We start from the raw sequence: 22016 nt of genomic DNA on the forward strand, positions 1-22016 counted from the left end.
TAAGTTACAATAAAAGGATATTCTTGCCTTCGGAGGAATAAAAGAACTATGATAAAGAACGACTTATATCTAAGAGCATTAAAAGGAGAAACTGTAGAGCGTCCACCTGTTTGGATGATGCGCCAGGCAGGTAGATACCTTCCAGAGTTTATGGAAATTAAAGCCAAGTACGACTTTTTTACACGTTGTCGTACACCTGAATTGGCAAGTGAAATTACCGTACAACCTATTCGTCGCTACGGAATGGATGCTGCTATTTTGTTTAGCGATATCTTGGTCATTCCACAAGCCATGAATATAGAGGTAGAAATGAAACCTAATTTTGGGCCTTACCTTCCTAATCCTATTCGTTCCCAAAAAGATGTAGATAACGTTATTGTACCTGATGTACATATAGAGTTAGATTACGTCATGCAAGCTATAAAGGCAACAAAGGAATTACTTAACAATGAGATTCCACTTATTGGTTTTGCGGGTTCGCCATGGACTATATTGTGTTACTGTGTGCAAGGTCAAGGGTCTAAGAACTTCGACAAGGCCAAAGAGTTTTGTTTTACAAATCCTGTTGCTGCCCATGGCTTACTTCAAAAAATTACAGATACCACCATCGCTTACTTAAAAGCAAAAGTTGCTGCTGGTTGTAACGCTGTACAGATTTTTGATTCTTGGGGAGGTATGTTATCACCTGTAGATTATCAGGAATTTTCTTGGCAGTACATTAATCAAATTATTGAGGCTTTAAAAGATGATGCTCCTGTTATTGCCTTTGGTAAAGGCTGCTGGTTTGCTCTTGAGGAAATGGCTAAATCTAAGGCTTCAGCTTTAGGTATTGACTGGACATGTTCGCCTAAAAACGCTCGTTATTTAACTGGTGGAAACATCACCTTACAAGGTAATTTTGACCCAACACGTTTATTTTCTCCTCCAAGTGAAATCAAAAAAATGGTACATCAGATGATTGATGATTTTGGAAAAGATAAATACATTGTAAATTTAGGTCATGGAATTTTACCAAATATCCCACTAGATAATGCCAAGGCATTTATTGATGCCGTTAAGGAATATAAAGGCTAATCGTCTTTTGTAACTATTGAACCATCAAAACGTCTAGTATAAGTTGAACTAAAAAGAATTCCTTATTTCGAAGGAAAATATTATGTTACAAAACATATTTAGAGGTCTACAAGTTTATACAGGTGCCTACGGATTAATTTCAAAATTGAGACTATGGAAGTATTTTGTTATACCTGTAATCATAAGTGTCTTTGTTTTTATTATGATTTTTGTTTCAGCTTATGGACTTTCTGACAATCTTGGAGAATGGATTGCTGGTATTTGGGTTTGGGAAACTGGGAAAACTACATTTACTGCTATTTCCACCTTTATAGCGGCCATAATTATTTTTGCCATAGGCCTTATTCTGTACAAACACATTATTATGGCATTATCCTCGCCATTTATGAGTCCCGTTTCAGAAAAAATAGAGGCTTATTTTACGGGAAAACCTGCCAAGAATTATGTCAATACCAATTTTTCAAAACAATTGATAAGAGGCATTAGAATTGGTTTAAGAAATCTAACAAAAGAACTACTTTATACAATTCCTATTCTTGTACTTAAGTTCATTCCTGTTGTTAATATTTTTTCAACGGTGTTGCTCTTTATAGTACAAGCGTATTATGCCGGTTTTGCAAATATGGATTACACGTTAGAACGCCATTTTAAATATAAAGACAGTGTCGCTTTTATAAGACAACACAGAGGACTAGCTATTGGTAATGGTATTGGTTTTTTACTCTTGTTATTAATTCCTGTTGTTGGTGTTCTTTTAGTACTCCCACTGAGTGTGACCTCTGCGACTGTAATTGCTGTAGACTTATTGTTTGAAGATGATGAAGAGATTGGCTTTGAACCATTTGATAAAATAGAGCTTAGCTAAATAAAACTTAACAAGATTTAATGAAAGATAAATTCTACAATTATATCCAACAATTACAGGATAAAATCACTTCAAAACTTGAAGCCATTGATGGCAAAGCCAAATTTAGAGAAGACCTTTGGAAACGTCCAGAGGGTGGTGGCGGTAGAACTCGTGTTATAGAAAACGGCAATGTCTTCGAAAAAGGTGGTGTAAATATTTCTGCTGTGCATGGTAAATTACCAGACAGCATGCAATCTTATTTTGGTGTAAAAGATGCCGATTTTTTTGCTTGTGGATTAAGTCTTGTTATTCATCCAAAAAATCCGATGGTTCCAACTGTACATGCTAATTGGCGTTATTTTGAAATGTATGATCAAGATGGCAATATTGTAGACCAATGGTTTGGTGGTGGCCAAGATTTAACACCTTATTATTTGTTTGAAGAAGACGCAAAACACTTCCATCAAACCTGCAAAACTGCTTGCGATAAGCACAACCCTGATTTCTACCCAAATCACAAAGCACGTTGCGACGAGTACTTTTATAACACACACAGAAACGAAGCCCGTGGTATTGGTGGTTTATTTTTCGATTATTGTAAAGCAAGTGATGACATGACCATGGAAGATTGGTACAATTTCGTCACTGAAGTTGGCAATAGCTTCCTAGAAGCTTATGTTCCAATTGTTGAAAAACGTAAAGACCTATACTACACAAAAGATCAACGCGATTGGCAAGAAATTCGTCGTGGTCGTTATGTGGAATTTAATTTAGTCCATGACAAAGGCACACTTTTCGGACTTAAAACCAACGGACGAATTGAAAGTATTTTGATGAGTTTGCCACCACATGTGCAATGGGTTTACAACCATCATCCTGAAAAAGGAAGTGAGGAAGAAAAATTGATAGACGTTTTACAAAACCCTAGAGAATGGGTTTAACTTTGTCATTCTGAACGCAGTGAAGAATCTCTTTTTTAAAGATTCTTCGTTTCACCCAGAATGATATTATAAATTAAAATTATATGTTCCTAATACGAAGAAACCGAAGATTAAGAACTAACGACGCTATTAGAAGTTTAGTTAGAGAAACCTATATAACACCAAACGACTTTTTAGTTCCTCTTTTTGTGGTTGAAGGAAATGGCGTTAAAGAAGAAATTGCTTCTATGCCAAATTACTATCGTTTTAGCCTAGATTTACTAAAAGACGAAGTAAAAACACTTTGGAATTTAGGTTTAAAATCGGTTTTACTTTTTGTGAAAGTTGATGATAAATTAAAAGACAATAAAGGGACTGAAGCCTTAAATCCTAACGGTTTAATGCAGCGAGCCATAAAAACCGTAAAAGAGGTTTGCCCTGAGATGTTAGTCATGACAGATGTGGCTTTAGATCCGTTTTCATCTTATGGGCACGATGGTATTGTAGAAGGTGGCAAAATCATTAATGATGCAACTGTAGAAGTTTTAGCCGAAATGAGCATCTCTCACGCTGAAGCTGGTGCCAATTTTGTCGCACCAAGTGATATGATGGATGGCAGGATTTTAGGTATTCGTGAGGCCTTAGATCAATCTAACTTTATTGATGTTGGCATTATGAGTTACTCGGCAAAATATGCATCGGCATTTTATGGGCCTTTTAGAGATGCTTTAGATTCTGCGCCAGTGGACATGGTAAATGTTCCAAAGGATAAAAAAACCTATCAAATGGATTTTGCGAATAGAGAGGAAGCTTTACGAGAAACTGAAATGGATATCAATGAAGGTGCAGATATCGTTATGGTAAAACCAGGACTTTGCTATTTGGATATTGTAAGAGATATTAAAAATAATTTTGATGTACCATTGGCTGTTTATCAAGTTTCTGGAGAGTATGCCATGCTTAAGGCTGCTGCCGAAAAAGGCTGGTTAGAACACGATGCAGTAATGCTAGAACAAGTCAATGCTATCAAACGTGCAGGTGCAGATATCATTGCAAGCTATTTTGCTAAGGATGTGGTGAAATTAATTTCGTAAATTCGTAATAACTTAAACCAAAAAAATTAATGGGCTTACTTATTTTTTACGCCATTATTTCTATTTTCTTTTCCTTTTTATGTTCTATTCTCGAGGCTGTTTTACTGAGTATTACACCAACATTTATCAATGTTAAAAAGAAAGAAGGCAAAGCTTATGCTGTTGAGTTAGAAGAGCTCAAAAAAGATGTTGACCGTCCATTAATTGCTATTCTAACCCTAAACACAATTGCCCATACTGTAGGTGCTATTTTGGTTGGTGTACAGGCAAAAACAGCTTATAAAGAATTATACGGTAACACCCAACACAGTTTCCTTGGTGTTGAGTTTACTGAAGATGTTATGGTTGGTTTGGTATCCACTTTAATGACAATCCTCATTTTAGTAGCTTCAGAAATTATTCCAAAAACCATAGGCGCCACCTTTTGGAAACAATTAGCCAATTTTACGGCAAAAGCTTTAAACGTCTTAATCTTTCCATTAAAGTGGACCGGTATGTTATGGCTACTTCAACTCACTACAAAACTCATTGGTGGCAAAGGTCATGGAAGTATCTTGAGTAGGGAAAGCTTTGTTGCCATGGCAGATATAGCCCACGAAGAAGGTGTGTTTGAAGAAAGTGAAAGTAAGGTTATTAAAAATCTTCTAAATTTTAAAGAAGTCCGAGCTAAAGATATTATGACACCTCGTACAGTTCTAAAAACCGAAAACGAAACCATGTCCGTAAGAGATTTTTTTGAAGCCAATTCTAATATTCGTTTTTCAAGAATTCCTGTGTATACCGAAAATGCAGATAACATCACAGGCCTAGTATTAAAAGATGAGGTGTTTAAAGAAATGGGATTGGGCAATGGTGATAAATTATTGTCCGAAATAAAACGAAGCATCATTATTGTAAATCGAAGCCTTCCAATTCCTAAACTTTTTGAGCAATTGGTAGAAAGCAGAAACCACATGGCTCTTGTTGTTGATGAATATGGCTCAGTAAGTGGCATTGTAACGATGGAAGATGTCATTGAAACCTTACTTGGACTAGAAATTATGGACGAAAGTGACAATGTTTCTGATTTACAATTACTTGCCAGAAAAAGTTGGGAAAGCAGGGCAAAACGTCTTGGATTATTAGATAACGATGATCCTGAAAATTAATGAACACCTGCTGTATTGAAACACCTATTGGCTATGCCAAAATTGTTGGCAATGAAGATGGTATTGTTTCAGTTTCAATAGTAGATAAGTCTGAAAATATTTCTGAAATTATTCCAGAGATACTTTTAGATTGTGTCACACAGCTTAAAGCCTATTTCAACAATAAGCTTACAACTTTCAATCTAAAATTAAATCCTGAAGGCACTGAATTTCAGAAAAAAGTCTGGAAACAACTTAAAAAAATTCCTTTCGGAAAAACTATCTCTTATCTAGATCTTGCCAAAGAACTTGGTAATCCCAAAACTATTCGTGCAGTTGCAAACGCTAATGCCAAAAATCCGTTGTGGATTATTGTTCCTTGTCATAGAGTTATTGGTAGTAATGGAAGCCTTACTGGCTATGCTGGTGGCTTACACAGAAAACAATGGTTGCTTAATCACGAAAGTAAACACAAACAACAAACCCTTTTTTAAACCCTATTTTTACTATATTTAGAATTCATAAATCAATCCAATGAAATTCTTAAAGAAACTACTCAAATTCCTCTTGATCTTTTTCGGGTTACTTATTGCTGTTCTTTACATTACAGACACCGATTACTTACTAAAAGCTGTTCGCACTATTTATTTAAATGGGCATACCACTGCTTTCTTAGAGGACTACCAATATTTTGACAACAAAGAAATTAAAGCAAGTGATAATCCTCAGCCATGGCCGATTCACAAAGATTACAATACTGTAAAACCAACAGAAGAGCTTTCAAAAGCTAATAAGGATTGGGGAACAATTGCTTATGTTATTATTAAAAATGATAGTATTTGGTTTGAAGAGTACTATGATGGTTTTGGTGAAGACTCAAAATCCAATTCCTTTTCCATGGCAAAAAGCTATGTGTCTGGTATGTTGGGCAAAGCTATAATGGATGGCTATATAAAAAGTTTAGACCAACCTGTTTGTGATTTCTTGCCTGAATTTTGTGAAGGTAAAGCAGCAAAGATGACTGTTGGCGATTTAAGTAGCATGGCATCTGGTACAAATTGGGATGAACGCTATTATTCACCATTTTCTATCACAACACGTGCTTATTTTGATGACAATTTGGCTAAAGTTTGTAATGGATTAAAAGTAGTTGAAGAACCAGGACAAGCCTTTAAATATGCTAGTGGTGATACACAAATGTTAGCTATGGTCATTGAAAAAGCTACAGGGAAAAAACTATACAAATACCTAGAAGAAAGTTTTTGGAAGCCTTTAGGAAGTGAAAATGATGTGCTCTGGCAAGTGGATAGTGAAGACCATGATTTGGTAAAAGCTTACTGCTGTATTGCAGGAAATGCTAAAGATTTTGCACGTTTTGGGAAGCTTTACAAAGACCATGGCAAATGGAATGGCAAACAGATTTTAGATTCAGTTTTTGTGGCTAAATCAATTACCCCTCGTTTTGCCGACAGTCCAGAATATGGATATGGTTGGTGGATGAAAGATGTCAATGGTAAAAGTTTTAAAATGATGCGAGGTCACTTAGGACAATACGTTATAGTACAACCTGAAGATAATATAATCATAGTAAGACTAGGGCATCAAAAATCACCAGATGCAGGTATTGGTGCCTTTACCTATGATATCAGCTTATATATAGAAGAAGCTTACAAAATGCTTGGCTTATGATCTCAAAACTAAACCTCGAAAACATACTATTCCTAGATATTGAGACCGTTCCGGAAACGGAAAAATTTTCGGAACTAGATACTACCAAACAAAGTCTTTGGGAAGCTAAATCTAAGTATCAGAGACAGGAAGAATTTTCGGCAGAAGAGTTTTATGACAGAGCTGGCATTTGGGCTGAGTTTGGGAAAATTATCTGTATTTCGGTTGGCTATTTTAAAATGGATGGAGATATCCGAAATTTTAGAGTCACTTCATTCTATGGAGATGAAGAGAAAATACTAAAAGACTTTAAAAACTTGGTCATTTCACATTTTAGCCAAAACAAGCATTTACTTTGTGCCCATAATGGTAAGGAATTCGATTTTCCTTATATCGCAAGACGAATGATTATTCATAATATTGAATTGCCCTATAAACTCAATCTCTTTGGAAAAAAACCTTGGGAAGTCCCTCATCTAGACACACTAGAGTTATGGAAATTTGGTGATTATAAGACCTATACTTCTTTAAAGCTACTAACCAATGTATTGGGTATTCCGTCACCAAAAGACGATATTGACGGTAGTGAGGTTTATCGGGTGTATTATGAAGAAAACAATATAGACAGAATCATCACCTATTGCGAAAAAGATACTGTCGCTGTAGCGCAGATTTTCTTGCGTTTACGAGGAGATGAACTGCTTCATGAGAATGAAATAAAGCATATATAAAAAACCCAGAAGCTAAACTTCTGGGTTTTTCAATTTAAATTAGTTAAATGCTAGTTTTTAATAAACTTCTTTGCAATGATTTCGTCTCCATCATTGACTTCTATAATGTACATGCCTCCATCTAATTTAGAAACATCTATTTTTCCTTCTGAAGTACCACTTAAAACTGTTCTTCCTTGTATGTTAACAATTTTATATTTGAAGACCTCCAGGTTAGATACCTCAACATTTAGAATACTTCCTTTTACCGGGTTTGGATATAGATTAATATCAGCTTCAGAAAGTTCTGGAGATTCTAAATAGCCTACAACTTCTATGTTGTCCCCTTTGCCTCTAGATCCTGAAGAAATTCCTGTTATAATCACTTGGTCTATGAAGATTTGATCATTATTACCTGAAGCATCATTTTGGAATCTAAATCCTGAGTTAACAGCAAAGTTATACTGTGCTGGCGTTACTGTAACTGTAGCATTGTAAAAAGTATTATTATTAATATTTGTTCCACTTACATAAGTAGCAACAGTATTCCACGAGGACCCATCAAAGTAACGTACCCAAAAATCCTCACCGTTCTCCATACTTAATACGTAGAAATAAAAATCTATTTCAACTGAACTATAAGGTGTAACATCTATATTATTTAAGGTCATTGATGATGCTACTCCTGAGTTATCTCTAATTTGTATAGAGAAGTTACCTTCATATGAATTAGCAGAACTTACACGTGCACAATCGCTTCCACCATCAACCCAATTGTCCCATCCGGTTTCAAAATAACCTTCATTTAAAATAACATTAGACGTACTACAAGGTGCACAAGAAGAACCACCACAATCCACTCCTGTTTCATCACCATTTTGAATACCATCATTACAAGTTGGAGCAGCAGGCTCTAATAACTGTACATCATCAATAGCGATATCTGCTTGCCAAGTGCTACCTACAAAACGATTAAATCTTAACTGGATATTACTTCCTGCATAGGTTGATAAATCTATATCAACTTTTAGCCACTGGTCTCCTTGATTTCCTGTTTGATTCCATAGGCTTGTCCAAGTATTACCATCATCATCAGATAATTCTAAATCAATTGAACCCATATCTATGGCTCCGAACATGTGATAACTAAAACTAAAGATCGGGTTTGTTAAGCCACTTAGGTCAAAACAAGGTGATGTGATAATCGCTCTCTTATTTGGATAACCTACATTGTTGCCGGAAGCTTCTACATAGATATAATTAGACCCTTGTGTAGCAGTTGTCGGTCCGGTTCCAGAAGAAGGTGTTGTACCAGAATTTACATCCCAATTTAAGTCGTCTGCTGTCGATTGTGACCACGCACCAATAGAACCCTCAAACCCTTCAATATATGGATAAGTTGATATCTCAGCAGTGCACCCTAAAGATGGGTCAGACACATTCACTGTTCTTACAACTTCAGTAGCTGCATTTCCAGCGGCATCACTAACATTGTAAGTGACTAGGTAGGTACCCGCTAATCCACTATTAACGGAGCCAGCAATAACGATATTAGCTGTAATGTCCCCATCTAAATTATCCGTAGCAGTTGCTCCCTGTTCTATATAAGAGTCACCGACAGTTAAATTAATATTTGCTGCGCCAACTAATACAATCACAGGTGGTGTTGTATCCGCTTGTACATTTATGGTTCTAGTTACTTGAGCAGCAGCATTGCCTGAGCTATCACTTACGTTGTAATTAACAAAATATGTCCCTGCCACTGCTGTATTCACCGAACCTGTAATTACAATACTTGCTCTTATATCACCATCTAAGTTATCTGTAGCTGTAGCGCCCAATTCATTGTAAGTATCCCCAACATTTAAATTCACAGGATTAGATCCGATTAAAGTAATAACTGGTGCTGTTGTGTCTGGATTTACATTTACTGTTCTTATTACCTCTGTTGCAGCATTACCAGCTGCATCGCTAACATTATAAGTAACAACATAAGACCCTACAATACTAGTGTTCACAGTATCACCACCAACAACAATACTTGAAGTTAAGTTGCCATCTACATTGTCAGTTGCTGTTGCTCCAAGTTCTGTGTAAGTATCTCCTAACTCTAAATCTATTGTAGAGGCTCCGTTTAAGGTAATCACTGGTGCTTCTGTATCTGGACCATTACCTTCTATAATTACTGTATAATCCTCAACTTCACCATAAGTAAATGTTTCACATTCTGTAGGAATACCGTTGTATTTCATAGAAACACGCATACGAGTAGAATTTTCAACGGCATTTGAAGGTATAGTAAAGCTTCCTGATACAGGTGTTGCTGTTGTAGCTGCCTGAGTCCAAACTTGTTCTCCAACGTCATTAAAATCACCATCTCTGTTATAATCAATCCATACCGAATAACCTTCGCTATAAACAGTCCCTGTCCAAGTTGGTGTTACTGTAATGGTGTATTGAGTATCTTTTGTTAACGTTGTAGAAATACCTGTAAAATCCGAATAAAATTGTGCTCCTGAAGTGTTGTCAATAGTATTTAACTGTACTCGACTGATAAATTCATCATTAACGTTTGTACTGGCAGAAGAACAATAATTAAGCTGAACATCTGTAGTTGTAAAATTAATAATAGAACTAAAAGCAGATGTAGATGTATCTGGACACTCACTTCTCACTTGTGCTTCGTATTGTGTTAAAGGACTTAATCCTGTTAGATTGGTAGAAATACCATTAACATTTAGAGTAGTCCATGTACTTGCTCCAACTTGTCTGTATTGCAAATCATATGATGCTCCAGGTACTGCATCCCAACTTAAAGTTGCAGTATTAGACCCAATATTTGAAGCTACTAATCCTGTTGGCACTGTCGCGTTACAAACCACTTGACCGGCAATAGTGAAATTGCTATTAGAAATATCGAAGAAAATATGATTAGAGCCTCTAACCATTATTCTATTTTGGTTTCCTTGATTATTAGGCACAACTATATCATGAGAGCCATCATTGGTAACACCTGTAGCTAATGTAATTGGATACGTATCTCCACCATCAGTAGATAAGAAAATATCAACATTTGCAGCATTGACTCCATTACCTGTGGTACCAGCCACATTCCAAGTTACTGTTTGGGTTGTTCCTGCATTCCAAGTGACATTTGTATTCGGAGAATTAACTACAAAAGGTCCTGCGGTGCTATTTACAGTGACAACCATGTCATCACTATTATTCGCTCCTCCACCTGCAACATTATCTCTAACGGTGAGTCTAAAATTTAATGTTCTTGCAACATTTGGGACAGCTTCCCATTGCCAAGATGTAGCACCGGTTTTTATAGTTTCCAATCTTGGAAAATAACGGTTTGAATTCGTTGTAGGTTCATAAGATCTGAAGGCTACTCCTGTCGTTGCTGTTGTACTCGGATAAGTAGATGAAGCATTGTTTTCATCGTATTGTTCCCAACAATAGGTTAAGACATCTCCAGAGTTAGCATCAGATGCTGAACCCTCTAATACAAATGGTGTTCCCCTAGGAATCGTATAGTTAGAACCAGCATTTACTACTGGTACTGAATTGCCAGTATTTGTGTTGGTTTGGCAACTTGTTGATTTTATATAATTAGTTACCTGCTCTATTGAAACTGCATGAAAATAAGGGTCACTGTTCGGCTGAACGTCAGTAGCTCCTGTAATACCTGCATAACCCATTATGGTAGATCCGCTACCTGGCTCCATTTGAGCATTTGTTCCTTCGTTTCCACCAAATGTCCATGTGTGATTAGCTCCAAACTGATGACCTAACTCATGAGCTACATAGTCCACATCAAATGGGTCCCCTTCTGGTGTAGTACGAGAGGTGAAAGCACTTCCTTTTTGCCCGTTGATACATACGCATCCTATACAGCCTGCATTACCATTATTTGAGGCACGAGCAAAAAGATGACCTACATCATAATTGGACTCTCCTATGACGCTAGTAAGAGTGGATTGTAATTGATTGTTAAAATTCCCATTGCTATATGGGTCTGTATTGGCATTAGTATAAATGATTGTATCATTATTTGGAATAAGGATCATTGTAACATTAAAATCAACTTCAAAAATACCGTTAACTCTAGTCATTGTAGTATTAATTGCGGCCAAGGCTTGAGCTACTGTGCCTCCATGATATTGTGTGTACTCACCAGTAGTTGATACTGCTAGACGATACGTTCTTAAAATAGAATCATCCGCATTTTTCATAGTAAAATCTGATGCCACTCTGCGATTCATTCGTTCGTTGACTTCACACTCAAAATCATCATTATAATTTATCCTATTTTCTCTATTGAAAGCGATATAAGTGTCTGAATTTTTCTCTAGTGGCTCAATAAAAGTATTTCCTTTGGCAGATAATATCATTCCGTTGAAACCTTCGGGAGAAATACTGAACCTTAAAATTGATGAAGCGTCATCGATTCCCTGACCTACATAAGATCTAATGTCAGGAAAACGCTCTTGTAAATCTGGATGCATTACAGAAGCTTCCTTAATTGAAAAACGCTCCATCTTACCTTCTGAATTCGGAAAAGATAGAATTGTGTTTGATGTAACCGAAAATTGATTCCGTTGGGCAACACCGTTTAAGGCTTGCCTTAGTGCTTGTGTATTCAAACTAAATGTTTGAAATTCTTTTAAAGTTTGATGGCTTTCTTTTAAAACTTTACTAGGGTTAGAAGTTTGCTTTTGCCAAAATACTCTGCTTTGAGACCATAGCATGGTCGTTCCCATCATTGTGATGAGCAACAATAATTTAATTTTCATAATGTTTGAGGAAAGTGGGTTTATTAATAGCTTTCTTTGCCTCAAATTAGTGATTTTAAAAACTACTATATTCTGATTTATAGATTTTTAAACCCAAAATCATAAAATGTGTGGAAAAACCGTAACTGAAAGTAAGAATACATTTACTTAATCATTTTAAACAAAAAAATTCAGGTAATTAGCCTGAATTTTTTTGTTACTTTTTTTCGAATATTATCTTATGATAAGTTTCTTCGAAACTATGCTATTCTCATTTTTAAGTTGTACTAGGTATACTCCTTTTGTAAATTGAGATGTATCTATAGTATTTGTTACAGTCCCTTGTTCTAAATCTTTCTTAAGCACTTCTCTTCCGCGTATATCATACAATATAAATTCAGTAGCCTCTATAATTTGACCCTTGACTATTATACGCTTAGGATCATCTAAACTCAATACTTGGATTGTATCTAGTCTTGTTTCGTCAATACTTAAGGTTCCTTGATTAAATCTTAAGTAAAAACGACCTATACCTTGTAAGTCTGAAACTGGAGTAAAAATATAATCTATATCATTTAGAAGTGTAAATGTATTACTCTGACTATCTTCTAAATAGATATCAATATCGCTAGTCAGCATATTATCGGACAAACTTATAGTTAACTGTTCTCCTGCTGAAGCATTAATACCAATAGGAATAATAGTATTATTAGAAATATCGGAATTTGAAATAGCCTGAATAGCCATATCTGTTCCATCATTTCCATCAACTAATTGTGAATAAATACTAAAACTTGGTGCTATGCTTCCAAAAGTTCTGGCATCATAACCTGGATCTAAACCTAATGACGCATTCTCTGATACATAAAATTCAGTATGATAAATATCAGAACCATTTGTAAGGTTTAATTTAAAGTAAGATATCCCATTTCTACCAGCAATAAAATCATCAGAGTTCCCTATTGTTCTCATAGCTGGTGTAAAACTAATATTTCCCCCACCAGCAATAGAAGCTACTAAAAAGCCCTGTCCTGGTGTTATTATAGCATTAGGGTTTAAATCTGAATATGCCTGATTCCAAATAGTCCAACCATTAGAGGCATTTCCGTCATAACCATATATACCTACACTTGGCGTTGCTAATTGTGAACTATTAGCCGCTAAGAAATCTGCTAAAGTGATGTACGAAGGATATGGATTACCTACTAGATTCCATTCAGGATATGTTGGACCGGAAACAACCACTGGAACATTAACACTACTCGTATTTACTGTACCAACAAATTCAAATGTAGAATTATCAGTAGATGCAGCTCTATATCCTGTACCAGCATCTAACGTTGCAGTTTCGGTATTAGAATACAACTGATAGGTATTTGTCGTTTTATCAAATGGACCAAATAAATATTGTGTTCCTCCTCCATTACTAACAATATTACTATTGTTGCCAGCAAACAAATTAAATGCTTGGCCAGAAACTGGAGGAGCAATTAAATCATTTGCATCTTCTTCGCCTACAGCTGCGGTATTATTGGCATGTCTAAAATACCTTACATTGCCTGTAACTGTTCCATTAGCTATTAAACTTGAATAATTATCAGATACAGAGTTTAGAGTTAATGTACCATCGCTTACAATATTTCCATTTACAATCATAGAACCTGTTGCATCCACCACGGCTTCTGCACCTGTTCTAATAGTAATATCGTTTAGCTCTATATCAGTTATTATAGTGGCTGTTCCATCTAAAACAAGAGCGTTTTCGGCACCTGTGGTATTATCTGGTGCGTATGGTGTCCAAGCACCATTGGTGTATAATAAGCCATCAAAACCAATATTTACAGTGTAATCCTCTACTTCACCAAAATCAAAAGATTCGCAAGATGTTGGAATACCATCATACTTCATGGACACACGCATTCTGGTTGGTCCAAACAATGCGTCTGTAGGAATAGTGATATTTCCTAAAACAGGATTGTCTTGAGAAGGAGCTTGTGAAAATACTAATTCTCCTGTATCATTAAAATCCCCATTTTGATTAAAATCTATCCATACAGCATAGCCTTCGTTATAAATAGTTCCTGTCCAAAGAGGGGTAATAGACAAAGCATATGTGTTCTCTATATCTAAATCAATACTAATACCTGTAAAATCTGAGTAACCCGTACTTGTTGAACCAGCACCTGAACTATTACTCACTCCGTTTAAAGTAACGTTAGAGATATACTCGTCTGCTGTACTGTTTCCATTAGAATTACAATAAACTAATATCTCAGGACCAATCCTAAATTGATCTATAGCTATGTCACTTCTAATACCACCACCTGTTGTCCCTGTAAACCTAAATTTAACTGTTTGCCCAAAGTATGAAGAAAGGTCTATCTGAGCAAAATTCCATTGATTTCCTTGATTTCCACTTTGTGTAAATACAGTTGTCCAATTAGAACCATCATCATTAGTAATCTCAAGCATTAAGCTACCTGTATTCGTTCCATACATATGATTATAAAATGATAGATAAGGACTACTTATTGCACTTAAATCGAAGCAAGGACTATCTAGTATAGCTGTAGCGTTTGCACCTATTCCACCTGTAGTTGTTGCATTTGAAGAAGCCTCAATGTATAGATATTCATCATTACCGGTTATATCATCTGATGGCCCTGTATTAGTAGTTGGTGTTCCATTACTATCAAGTAGCCAATTACCATCATCACCACTAGCTTGTATCCATCCACCGAGCCCAGAATCATAAGTTTCTAAATAAGGAAAAGTGTTTACAAAAGCTCCTGTACATGGAGGTATTGCTATGGTTGAAAATAGTAGCGTAGTTGAATACGCTGAAGTTGTTGCTGTACAAACGCTTCTAATTTCTAACTCATAATCTGTAGATGGTGATAAACCACTTAAAGAATAGGTGTTTGTTGTAACTCCATTAATCTCAGTGTAAGGCGTTGTTCCTACTTCTCTATATCTAATGTCAAATGTTGCTCCTACATTGGCATTCCAATCTACAGTAGCACTATCAAAACCTATACTTGATGCCACTAATCCTGTTGGTATGATAAGATTACATGGTATTGGTGCTCCGATTGTAAAATCGGTATCAGAAATATCAAAAAATATGTGGTTAGAACCTCTAACCATTATTCTATTTTGAGTTCCCTGATTATTAGGCACAACAATATTATGAGAGCCGTCATTGGTGACGCTAGTTGCTAATGTAATTGGATACGTGTCTCCTCCATCTGTAGATAAAAAGATGTCTACATTTGTTGCATTGACACCATTACCTGTTGTGCCTGCAACATCCCAAGTTACAGTTTGAGTTGTTCCTGCATTCCATGTTACATTAGTGTTTGGAGAATTAACCACAAAAGGACCTGCTGTTCCATTTACAGTAATTACAGTGTCATCGCTATTATTTGTTCCGCCTCCAGCTACATTATCTCTAACCGTTAATCTAAAATTTAAAGTTCTTGCCACATTTGGTACGACTTCCCATTGCCATGATGTTGCCCCTGTTTTTATAGTTTCCAGTCTTGGAAAATAACGATGATTATCGGTTGTGGGCTCAAAAGATCTAAAGGCAACTCCAGTAGTTGCTGTTGTGCTAGGATAAGTGGTGGAAGCGTTATTCTCGTCATATTGCTCCCAACAATACGTTAATACATCTCCAGTATCAGCATCTGTTGCAGAACCTTCTAAAACAAAAGGTGTTCCTCTCGGAATAGTATAGTTTGAACCAGCATTAACCACTGGTACAGCATTGCCTGTATTTGTATCTACCTGACAGCTTGTTGATTTTACATAGTTTGTTACTTGCTCTATAGAGGCAGCATGAAAATAAGGATCACTATTAACTTGTACATCTGTTGCGCCTGTAATACCTGCATAACCCATTATAGTTGAACCACTGCCAGGCTCCATTTGCACATTTGTACCTTCATTGCCACCGTGCGTCCATGTATGATTGGCTCCAAACTGATGGCCCAACTCATGTGCTACATAATCGACATCAAATGGATCTCCCTCTGGAACCGTGTGTGATGTCCATCCACTTCCTTTTGAACCATTGACACAAACACAACCTATACAACCGGCATTTCCGTTGTTCTGAAGGTTTGCAAATAAATGGCCTACATCATAATTAGCTTCTCCAATAACACTTGTTAATGTACTCTGTAATTGAGAATTATAATTTGTTGTTGTGTTACCATATGGATCAGAGCCTGTGTTGGTGTAGATAACATCATCCGTATTGGCAATTAGTACCATAGTTACATTAAAATCTACTTCGTATATACCATTTACTCTAGTCATTGTAGTATTAATAGCTGCAAGAGCCTGAGCTTTTGTACCACCATGATATTGTGTATACTCACCCGTAGCAGAGACTGCTAGACGAAAGGTTCTTAAAATAGAATCATCAGCATTTTTCATTATAAAGCCTGATGTGATACTGCGGTTTAATTGTTCAGACACCTCACACTCAAAATCATCAATATAATTAATACGATTTTCTCTGCTGTAAACAATATAGTTATCTATACCTTTTGAAATAGGCTCAATAAATGTGTTCCCATTAGGCGATATAATCATTCCATTAAAACCTTCCGGAGAAATACTGAATCTTAAAATTGATGAAGCATCTTCAACTCCTTGGCCTACATAAGATCTAATCTCTGGAAAACGTTCTTGCAAATCTGGATGCATTACAGAAGCTTCCTTAATTGAAAAACGCTCCATCTTACCTTCTGAATTTGGAAAAGATAAAATTGTATTAGAGGTAACAGAAAATTGATTTCGTTGAACAACACCTGTTAATGATTGCTTTAAAGCATTAGAATTTAAACTGAAAGTGTAATACTCCTTTAAAGTCTTATGACTTTCTTTTTGAATAGTACTGGCATTTGTTCTTTCCTTTTGCCATAATACTCTGTCTTGAGACCATAGCATAGTCGTTCCCATCATTGCGATGAGCAACAATAACTTAATTTTCATAATATTTCAAGAATTAATATTCATTTTACTACACAAATACCTACTCTATTTCATATGAAAATAACCAGAAAGTTTTTTGGAAAATAACTCTTTTATTATCCCTCATTTTTAAGCAATCAGTGCCATGAAGTAAAAATGGAACAAGCAGTTTAAGGTTGGGGTCAAGGTAAATTTTGTCATTAACTTAAGGGTTAAAAGGGTATTTATTTTGACTAATATATTATAAAATATTTCAAAATAACAGATAAAGCGCATAAAAATTCGACGAAAAACATTTTTGGAGATATCCGTTCTGCTATAAGGTTTTGATTTTTAGTGATTTAAAAATTAAACCCAAAAAACAAATCCTTGAGTTATATTTTTCATTATAACTTTTATATGCCAAAGAGAATTTAGTAGTTCTTAAACAAGTCTTTATGGCTTTAAGTCGTTTCAACTTTAAGCAAATATATATTTTGACAATCCTCATGAAATCATAGAAACCATCAATAAATCTTCATGAAACGAAGACGTTTTTGACACATTATACTAGCTGTAAAAAAATTTTGTTTCACCGTAAAGCATTTAAAGAAAATGACTACATTTAGTCATGGCAAACCAAAAACTATTGAGCGTAAAAGACTTAAACATTTCTACATTTAAGTCAGAACAAAAGCACAATATTATCAATAACATTTCCTATGATTTATTCGAAAATGAAATTGTAGCAGTTGTTGGCGAATCTGGTTCTGGTAAATCTGTGTCTTCCCTAGCTATAATGGGTCTATTACCCAAGCAAATCTTAAGGATAACTTCTGGCAGTATTCTTTTTAACAATAAAGATTTAATTCAAGTTTCTGAAAAATGTTTTCAAAAAATAAGGGGTAATCAAATCGCAATGGTTTTTCAAGAACCTATGAGTTCTTTAAATCCTTCTATGAGATGTGGCAAACAGGTTCAAGAGATTTTGCAACAGCATACGAATTTGTCTAAATCAGAAATTAAAGACGAAACTCTTTCACTTTTTGAAAAGGTAAAATTGCCCAATCCTGATAGAATATATAAGTCTTATCCACATGAAATTTCTGGAGGGCAAAAGCAGCGTGTTATGATTGCAATGGCTATAGGCTGCAAACCAAAAATTCTTATTGCTGATGAGCCTACGACGGCATTAGATGTTACTGTTCAAAAAGACATCTTATTGCTTCTTAAAGAAATACAGAAAGATACCAAAATGAGTATTTTATTTATCTCTCATGATTTATCTCTTGTCTCGGAACTTGCAGACAGAGTTATAGTTATGTATAAGGGAGAAATTGTTGAGCAAGATGCTACTAATTCAATTTTTCACCAACCTAAACATAGTTATACCAAGGCTCTTATTAATGCTAGACCATCTACTGACCATAGGCTTAAAAGATTGCCAACAATTTCTGACTTTATGAAAGGGAATATTGACAGGAGGATTATCTCGAGAGAAGAACGAATAGCTGAACATAAGAACCTATATGCTCAAGAACCACTGCTTGAAATTATTGACGTTGAAAAAATCTACCTTTCAAAAAAAGGGCTAATCACCAAAAACATAAAATTTAAAGCTGTTGATGGTGTGAGTTTTAAGGTATATCCTGGTGAAACCATCGGTTTGGTTGGTGAATCTGGTTGTGGTAAATCTACCTTGGGCAATGCTATACTCCAACTAGACAAAGCTACTTCTGGAATTATCAAATACAAAGGACAGAATATTACTAACTTAAGCAGAGCAGAACTTAGAACAATAAGAAAAGACATTCAAATTATATTTCAAGATCCATTTGCATCACTAAATCCAAGAATGACTGTGGGTAATGCCATAATGGAACCAATGAAAGTTCATAACATTGGTAATTCTTTTGAAGATCGTAAAGAAAAGGTTTTAGATATCCTGACCAAAGTAGGATTAGAAGCATCTAGCTTTTACAAATATCCGCATGAGTTTTCAGGAGGACAAAGGCAACGCATTGGTATTGCCAGAACTATTGCTTTACAACCCAAACTAATTATATGTGATGAATCCGTTTCTGCTCTAGATATCTCTGTGCAAGCTCAGGTTCTTAATTTACTTAATGATTTAAAAACACAATTTGGTTTTACTTATATTTTCATTTCGCACGATTTAGCAGTTGTAAAATACATGGCCGATAAGTTATTAGTAATGAATAAAGGTAAAATTGAAGAAATGGGTGATGCTGATGATATTTATGCTACACCACAAAAAAGCTACACTCAAAAATTAATTAACGCTATACCAAAAGGCCTTTAAATAATATGAACCTAAAGATTATAAAAATTTCAACATTTGTTTTGCCCCTTATTTTATTATCTATGTTTATCACTAACTTAAAATTAGATTCCAAAAATCATCCGATGAACGACAGTATTACTCAAAAAGTTGACTCTTTATTACAAATAATGACCATTGAAGAAAAGGTAGGGCAAATGAACCTATACAATGGGTTTTGGGATGCTACAGGTCCCGTTCCCGAAGGTGGTGATGCAAAAACCAAATATGATCATCTGCGAAAAGGTTGGGTTGGAGGCATGTTAAATGTTAGAGGGGTTAAAAATGTTAGAGGGGTACAAAAAATTGCGGTTGAGGAAACAAGACTAGGTATACCATTAATAATCGGATTTGATGTCATTCACGGCTATAAAACTATTAGTCCTATTCCGTTGGCAGAATCTGCAAGTTGGGATTTAGAAGCTATTGAAAACTCTGCAAGAATTGCCGCAACTGAAGCTTCTGCAGCAGGTATCAACTGGACTTTTGCTCCTATGGTTGACATTTCAAGGGATCCGCGATGGGGACGCGTTATGGAAGGTGCTGGTGAAGACCCTTTTTTAGGGAGTAAAATAGCCATTGCAAGAGTAAAGGGTTTCCAAGGTGAAGACTTAAGTCAACCAAACACAATTGCAGCATGTGCAAAACATTTCGCTGCCTATGGCTTTGTTGAATCTGGAAGAGAATACAATACAGTTGACATGAGCAACGTTAAGCTTTTTAATACTGTCCTTCCACCATTTAAAGCTGCAGCAGAGAATGGTGTAAGAACCTTTATGAATTCATTTAATGACCTTAATGGTATTCCTGTTAGCGGAAGTAAATTTTTACAGCGCGATATACTAAAGGATAAATGGAACTTTAATGGTTTTGTGGTTTCAGACTGGGCATCTATCAATGAGATTATATATTGGGGACATGCAAAAAACAAAAAAGAAGCGGCATTTATTGCATCAACAGCAGGTTCTGATATGGATATGGAAGGTCATGTTTATGTACAAGAATTAGCAGAATTAGTTAAGGCAGGGCAAATAGATGAAGCTATTATTGATGAGGCGGCTGGAAGAATTTTACGTGTAAAATTTGAGTTGGGACTATTTGATAACCCTTATAAATATTGTAATGAAGAGCGTGAGAAAAGTATAATTGGTCAAGCTTCACATCACGAAGCTGCTTTGGATATAGCCAAGAAATCCATCGTTTTATTAAAAAATGAAAATAATATTTTACCCTTAAAAAAAGAAGGGCAAAAAATAGCTTTAATTGGACCGTTGGCCAATGATAAAAATAGCCCATTGGGAAGTTGGAGGCTAGCTTCAGAAGATAATTCAGCTGTTTCAATCCTTGAAGGGATGGAGGCTTACACTAAAAATGAATTGTCGTATGCAAAAGGTATAGAACTGTTTAAAGGACAAGCCACATTTAGAAATCAGGTAGAAATCAATAAAGGCGATAGGCAAGGAATTGAGGAAGCTCTTAATATAGCAAAGGATTCAGATGTCGTGGTAATGGTTTTGGGAGAACACGGTTTTCAAAGCGGTGAAGCCAGAAGTAGAACTGAGCTAAACCTACCTGGTTTACAACAAGAATTATTGGAAGCCATATATCATGTGAATAAAAATATTGTTCTAGTGCTTCAAAACGGACGACCACTTGCAATTGAATGGGCGGCAGAACATATTCCTGCCATAATAGAAGGCTGGCAGTTGGGTTCTGAAACTGGGAATGCAATAGCACAAGTTTTATACGGCGACTACAACCCAAGTGGTAAACTTCCTATGACCTTTCCTAGAAACGTGGGGCAAATACCTATTTATTACAACTATAACAATACAGGCAGAGCTACAAATAGGGAGGGCAATGTATTTTGGTCTCACTACATTGATAAGGAAAACTCACCCTTATATCCTTTCGGTCATGGATTAAGTTACACAACTTTTAAATATAGTGACCTAAAGGTTGATACATCAAACTACGGTAAAAATATTAAGGTTGAAATTAGTGTTGATATTACCAATTCTGGTAAACGTAAAGGAAAAGAGGTGGCTCAGCTCTATATCAGAGATAAAGTTGCTAGTATTGTAAGGCCTATAAAAGAATTGAAAGGGTTTGAACTGGTAGAACTAGATACTAACCAAACAATAACTGTTAGTTTTAGTCTAACCGCCAATGAACTTGGATTTTATAATAATGATGGTAATTATATAATTGAACCAGGTGATTTTGATGTCTTTGTAGGTGGTAGCTCTGTTACTGAAATCAAAAGTGAATTTACATTAAAATAAAATATTCATGCTAAACCAAATTGGTTATAGCATGAATATTTTCTTAGTTAACTTTAAAACACCCGAGACTACTCTTAAGGTGTTTTTAAGGTTTGAAAACATAACGTTTTCTTCTAAAGTAGGTTCTGGTAGATTTGATTTGTTTTTCATAAGCTTTAGTTTATGGTAGATTTGGGGCAAAATCTGTAAATTAAGTTTATGGTAAATTCA

The 22016-nt window shown here is 35.5% G+C and carries 13 protein-coding genes; 10 read left to right on the top strand and 3 right to left on the bottom strand.

All coding sequences use genetic code 11. The annotated features are described in order from the left end of the window. Nucleotides 1-48: 48 nt before the first annotated feature. The 8 genes from hemE to ACPX19_RS04655 all read left to right on the top strand — a co-directional run bounded on the left by hemE (nt 49) and on the right by ACPX19_RS04655 (nt 7461). A complete protein-coding gene (gene hemE, locus ACPX19_RS04620; protein WP_426431778.1) occupies nt 49-1074 on the top strand; it encodes a uroporphyrinogen decarboxylase in 1026 nt (341 codons plus the stop codon). Between the two features lie 82 nt (nt 1075-1156). Continuing rightward, nucleotides 1157-1939 (top strand): EI24 domain-containing protein, encoded by a 783-nt coding sequence (locus tag ACPX19_RS04625; RefSeq protein WP_426431780.1) that lies wholly within the window; start codon nt 1157-1159, stop codon nt 1937-1939. Nucleotides 1940-1959: 20 nt separating this feature from the next. Then, nucleotides 1960-2862, top strand: a complete 903-nt coding sequence (gene hemF / locus ACPX19_RS04630) for an oxygen-dependent coproporphyrinogen oxidase (RefSeq protein WP_426431781.1) — start codon at nt 1960-1962, stop codon at nt 2860-2862. An 83-nt stretch (nt 2863-2945) separates the two neighbouring features. Then, nucleotides 2946-3935, top strand: a complete 990-nt coding sequence (gene hemB / locus ACPX19_RS04635; RefSeq protein WP_426431783.1) for a porphobilinogen synthase — start codon at nt 2946-2948, stop codon at nt 3933-3935. Between the two features lie 29 nt (nt 3936-3964). Next, nucleotides 3965-5083, top strand: coding sequence for a CNNM domain-containing protein (locus ACPX19_RS04640; protein ID WP_426431784.1), 1119 nt, complete (start codon nt 3965-3967; stop codon nt 5081-5083). Continuing rightward, nucleotides 5083-5556 (top strand): methylated-DNA--[protein]-cysteine S-methyltransferase, encoded by a 474-nt coding sequence (locus ACPX19_RS04645; protein WP_426431786.1) that lies wholly within the window; start codon nt 5083-5085, stop codon nt 5554-5556. The genes ACPX19_RS04640 and ACPX19_RS04645 overlap by 1 nt, the downstream gene beginning before the upstream one ends. 40 nt (nt 5557-5596) lie before the next feature. After that, nucleotides 5597-6751: a serine hydrolase domain-containing protein gene (locus ACPX19_RS04650; RefSeq protein WP_426431787.1), complete on the top strand. Its 1155-nt coding sequence runs from the start codon at nt 5597-5599 to the stop codon at nt 6749-6751. Next, nucleotides 6748-7461: a 3'-5' exonuclease gene (locus ACPX19_RS04655; protein WP_426431788.1), complete on the top strand. Its 714-nt coding sequence runs from the start codon at nt 6748-6750 to the stop codon at nt 7459-7461. The genes ACPX19_RS04650 and ACPX19_RS04655 overlap by 4 nt, the downstream gene beginning before the upstream one ends. A gap of 50 nt (nt 7462-7511) precedes the next feature. On the opposite strand, the gene ACPX19_RS04660 is transcribed toward ACPX19_RS04655, so the two are convergent. Next, the gene (locus ACPX19_RS04660) at nt 7512-12239 is read right to left on the bottom strand and encodes an immunoglobulin-like domain-containing protein (protein WP_426431789.1); all 4728 of its coding nucleotides are present in this window, start codon (nt 12237-12239) and stop codon (nt 7512-7514) included. A gap of 213 nt (nt 12240-12452) precedes the next feature. Then, nucleotides 12453-17222 carry a reprolysin-like metallopeptidase gene (locus ACPX19_RS04665; RefSeq protein ID WP_426431790.1) on the bottom strand — a complete coding sequence of 1590 codons (4770 nt, stop codon included), beginning with the start codon at nt 17220-17222 and terminating at the stop codon, nt 12453-12455. A gap of 589 nt (nt 17223-17811) precedes the next feature. Here ACPX19_RS04665 and ACPX19_RS04670 point away from each other — a divergent pair. Then, the gene (locus tag ACPX19_RS04670; protein WP_426431791.1) at nt 17812-19503 is read left to right on the top strand and encodes an ABC transporter ATP-binding protein; all 1692 of its coding nucleotides are present in this window, start codon (nt 17812-17814) and stop codon (nt 19501-19503) included. Between the two features lie 5 nt (nt 19504-19508). Further along, complete coding sequence (gene bglX, locus ACPX19_RS04675; protein WP_426431792.1) at nt 19509-21806, top strand: beta-glucosidase BglX; 2298 nt, start codon at nt 19509-19511, stop codon at nt 21804-21806. A 24-nt stretch (nt 21807-21830) separates the two neighbouring features. Here the strand turns inward: bglX and ACPX19_RS04680 are convergent, their stop codons facing one another. Then, nucleotides 21831-21956 (bottom strand): hypothetical protein, encoded by a 126-nt coding sequence (locus ACPX19_RS04680; RefSeq protein ID WP_426431794.1) that lies wholly within the window; start codon nt 21954-21956, stop codon nt 21831-21833. Between the last annotated feature and the right edge of the window lie 60 nt (nt 21957-22016).

Origin of the sequence: Winogradskyella sp. HB-48, from assembly GCF_049942685.1 — a bacterium.
Lineage (GTDB): Bacteria > Bacteroidota > Bacteroidia > Flavobacteriales > Flavobacteriaceae > Winogradskyella.

Bases quoted from the DNA above. Each gene is read 5' to 3' on its own strand.
- hemE (WP_426431778.1), top strand. From the start codon at position 49: ATGATAAAGAACGACTTATATCTAAGAGCATTAAAAGGAGAAACTGTA.
- ACPX19_RS04625 (WP_426431780.1), top strand. From the start codon at position 1,157: ATGTTACAAAACATATTTAGAGGTCTACAAGTTTATACAGGTGCCTAC.
- hemF (WP_426431781.1), top strand. From the start codon at position 1,960: ATGAAAGATAAATTCTACAATTATATCCAACAATTACAGGATAAAATC.
- hemB (WP_426431783.1), top strand. From the start codon at position 2,946: ATGTTCCTAATACGAAGAAACCGAAGATTAAGAACTAACGACGCTATT.
- ACPX19_RS04640 (WP_426431784.1), top strand. From the start codon at position 3,965: ATGGGCTTACTTATTTTTTACGCCATTATTTCTATTTTCTTTTCCTTT.
- ACPX19_RS04645 (WP_426431786.1), top strand. From the start codon at position 5,083: ATGAACACCTGCTGTATTGAAACACCTATTGGCTATGCCAAAATTGTT.
- ACPX19_RS04650 (WP_426431787.1), top strand. From the start codon at position 5,597: ATGAAATTCTTAAAGAAACTACTCAAATTCCTCTTGATCTTTTTCGGG.
- ACPX19_RS04655 (WP_426431788.1), top strand. From the start codon at position 6,748: ATGATCTCAAAACTAAACCTCGAAAACATACTATTCCTAGATATTGAG.
- ACPX19_RS04660 (WP_426431789.1), bottom strand. From the start codon at position 12,239: ATGAAAATTAAATTATTGTTGCTCATCACAATGATGGGAACGACCATG.
- ACPX19_RS04665 (WP_426431790.1), bottom strand. From the start codon at position 17,222: ATGAAAATTAAGTTATTGTTGCTCATCGCAATGATGGGAACGACTATG.
- ACPX19_RS04670 (WP_426431791.1), top strand. From the start codon at position 17,812: ATGGCAAACCAAAAACTATTGAGCGTAAAAGACTTAAACATTTCTACA.
- bglX (WP_426431792.1), top strand. From the start codon at position 19,509: ATGAACCTAAAGATTATAAAAATTTCAACATTTGTTTTGCCCCTTATT.
- ACPX19_RS04680 (WP_426431794.1), bottom strand. From the start codon at position 21,956: ATGAAAAACAAATCAAATCTACCAGAACCTACTTTAGAAGAAAACGTT.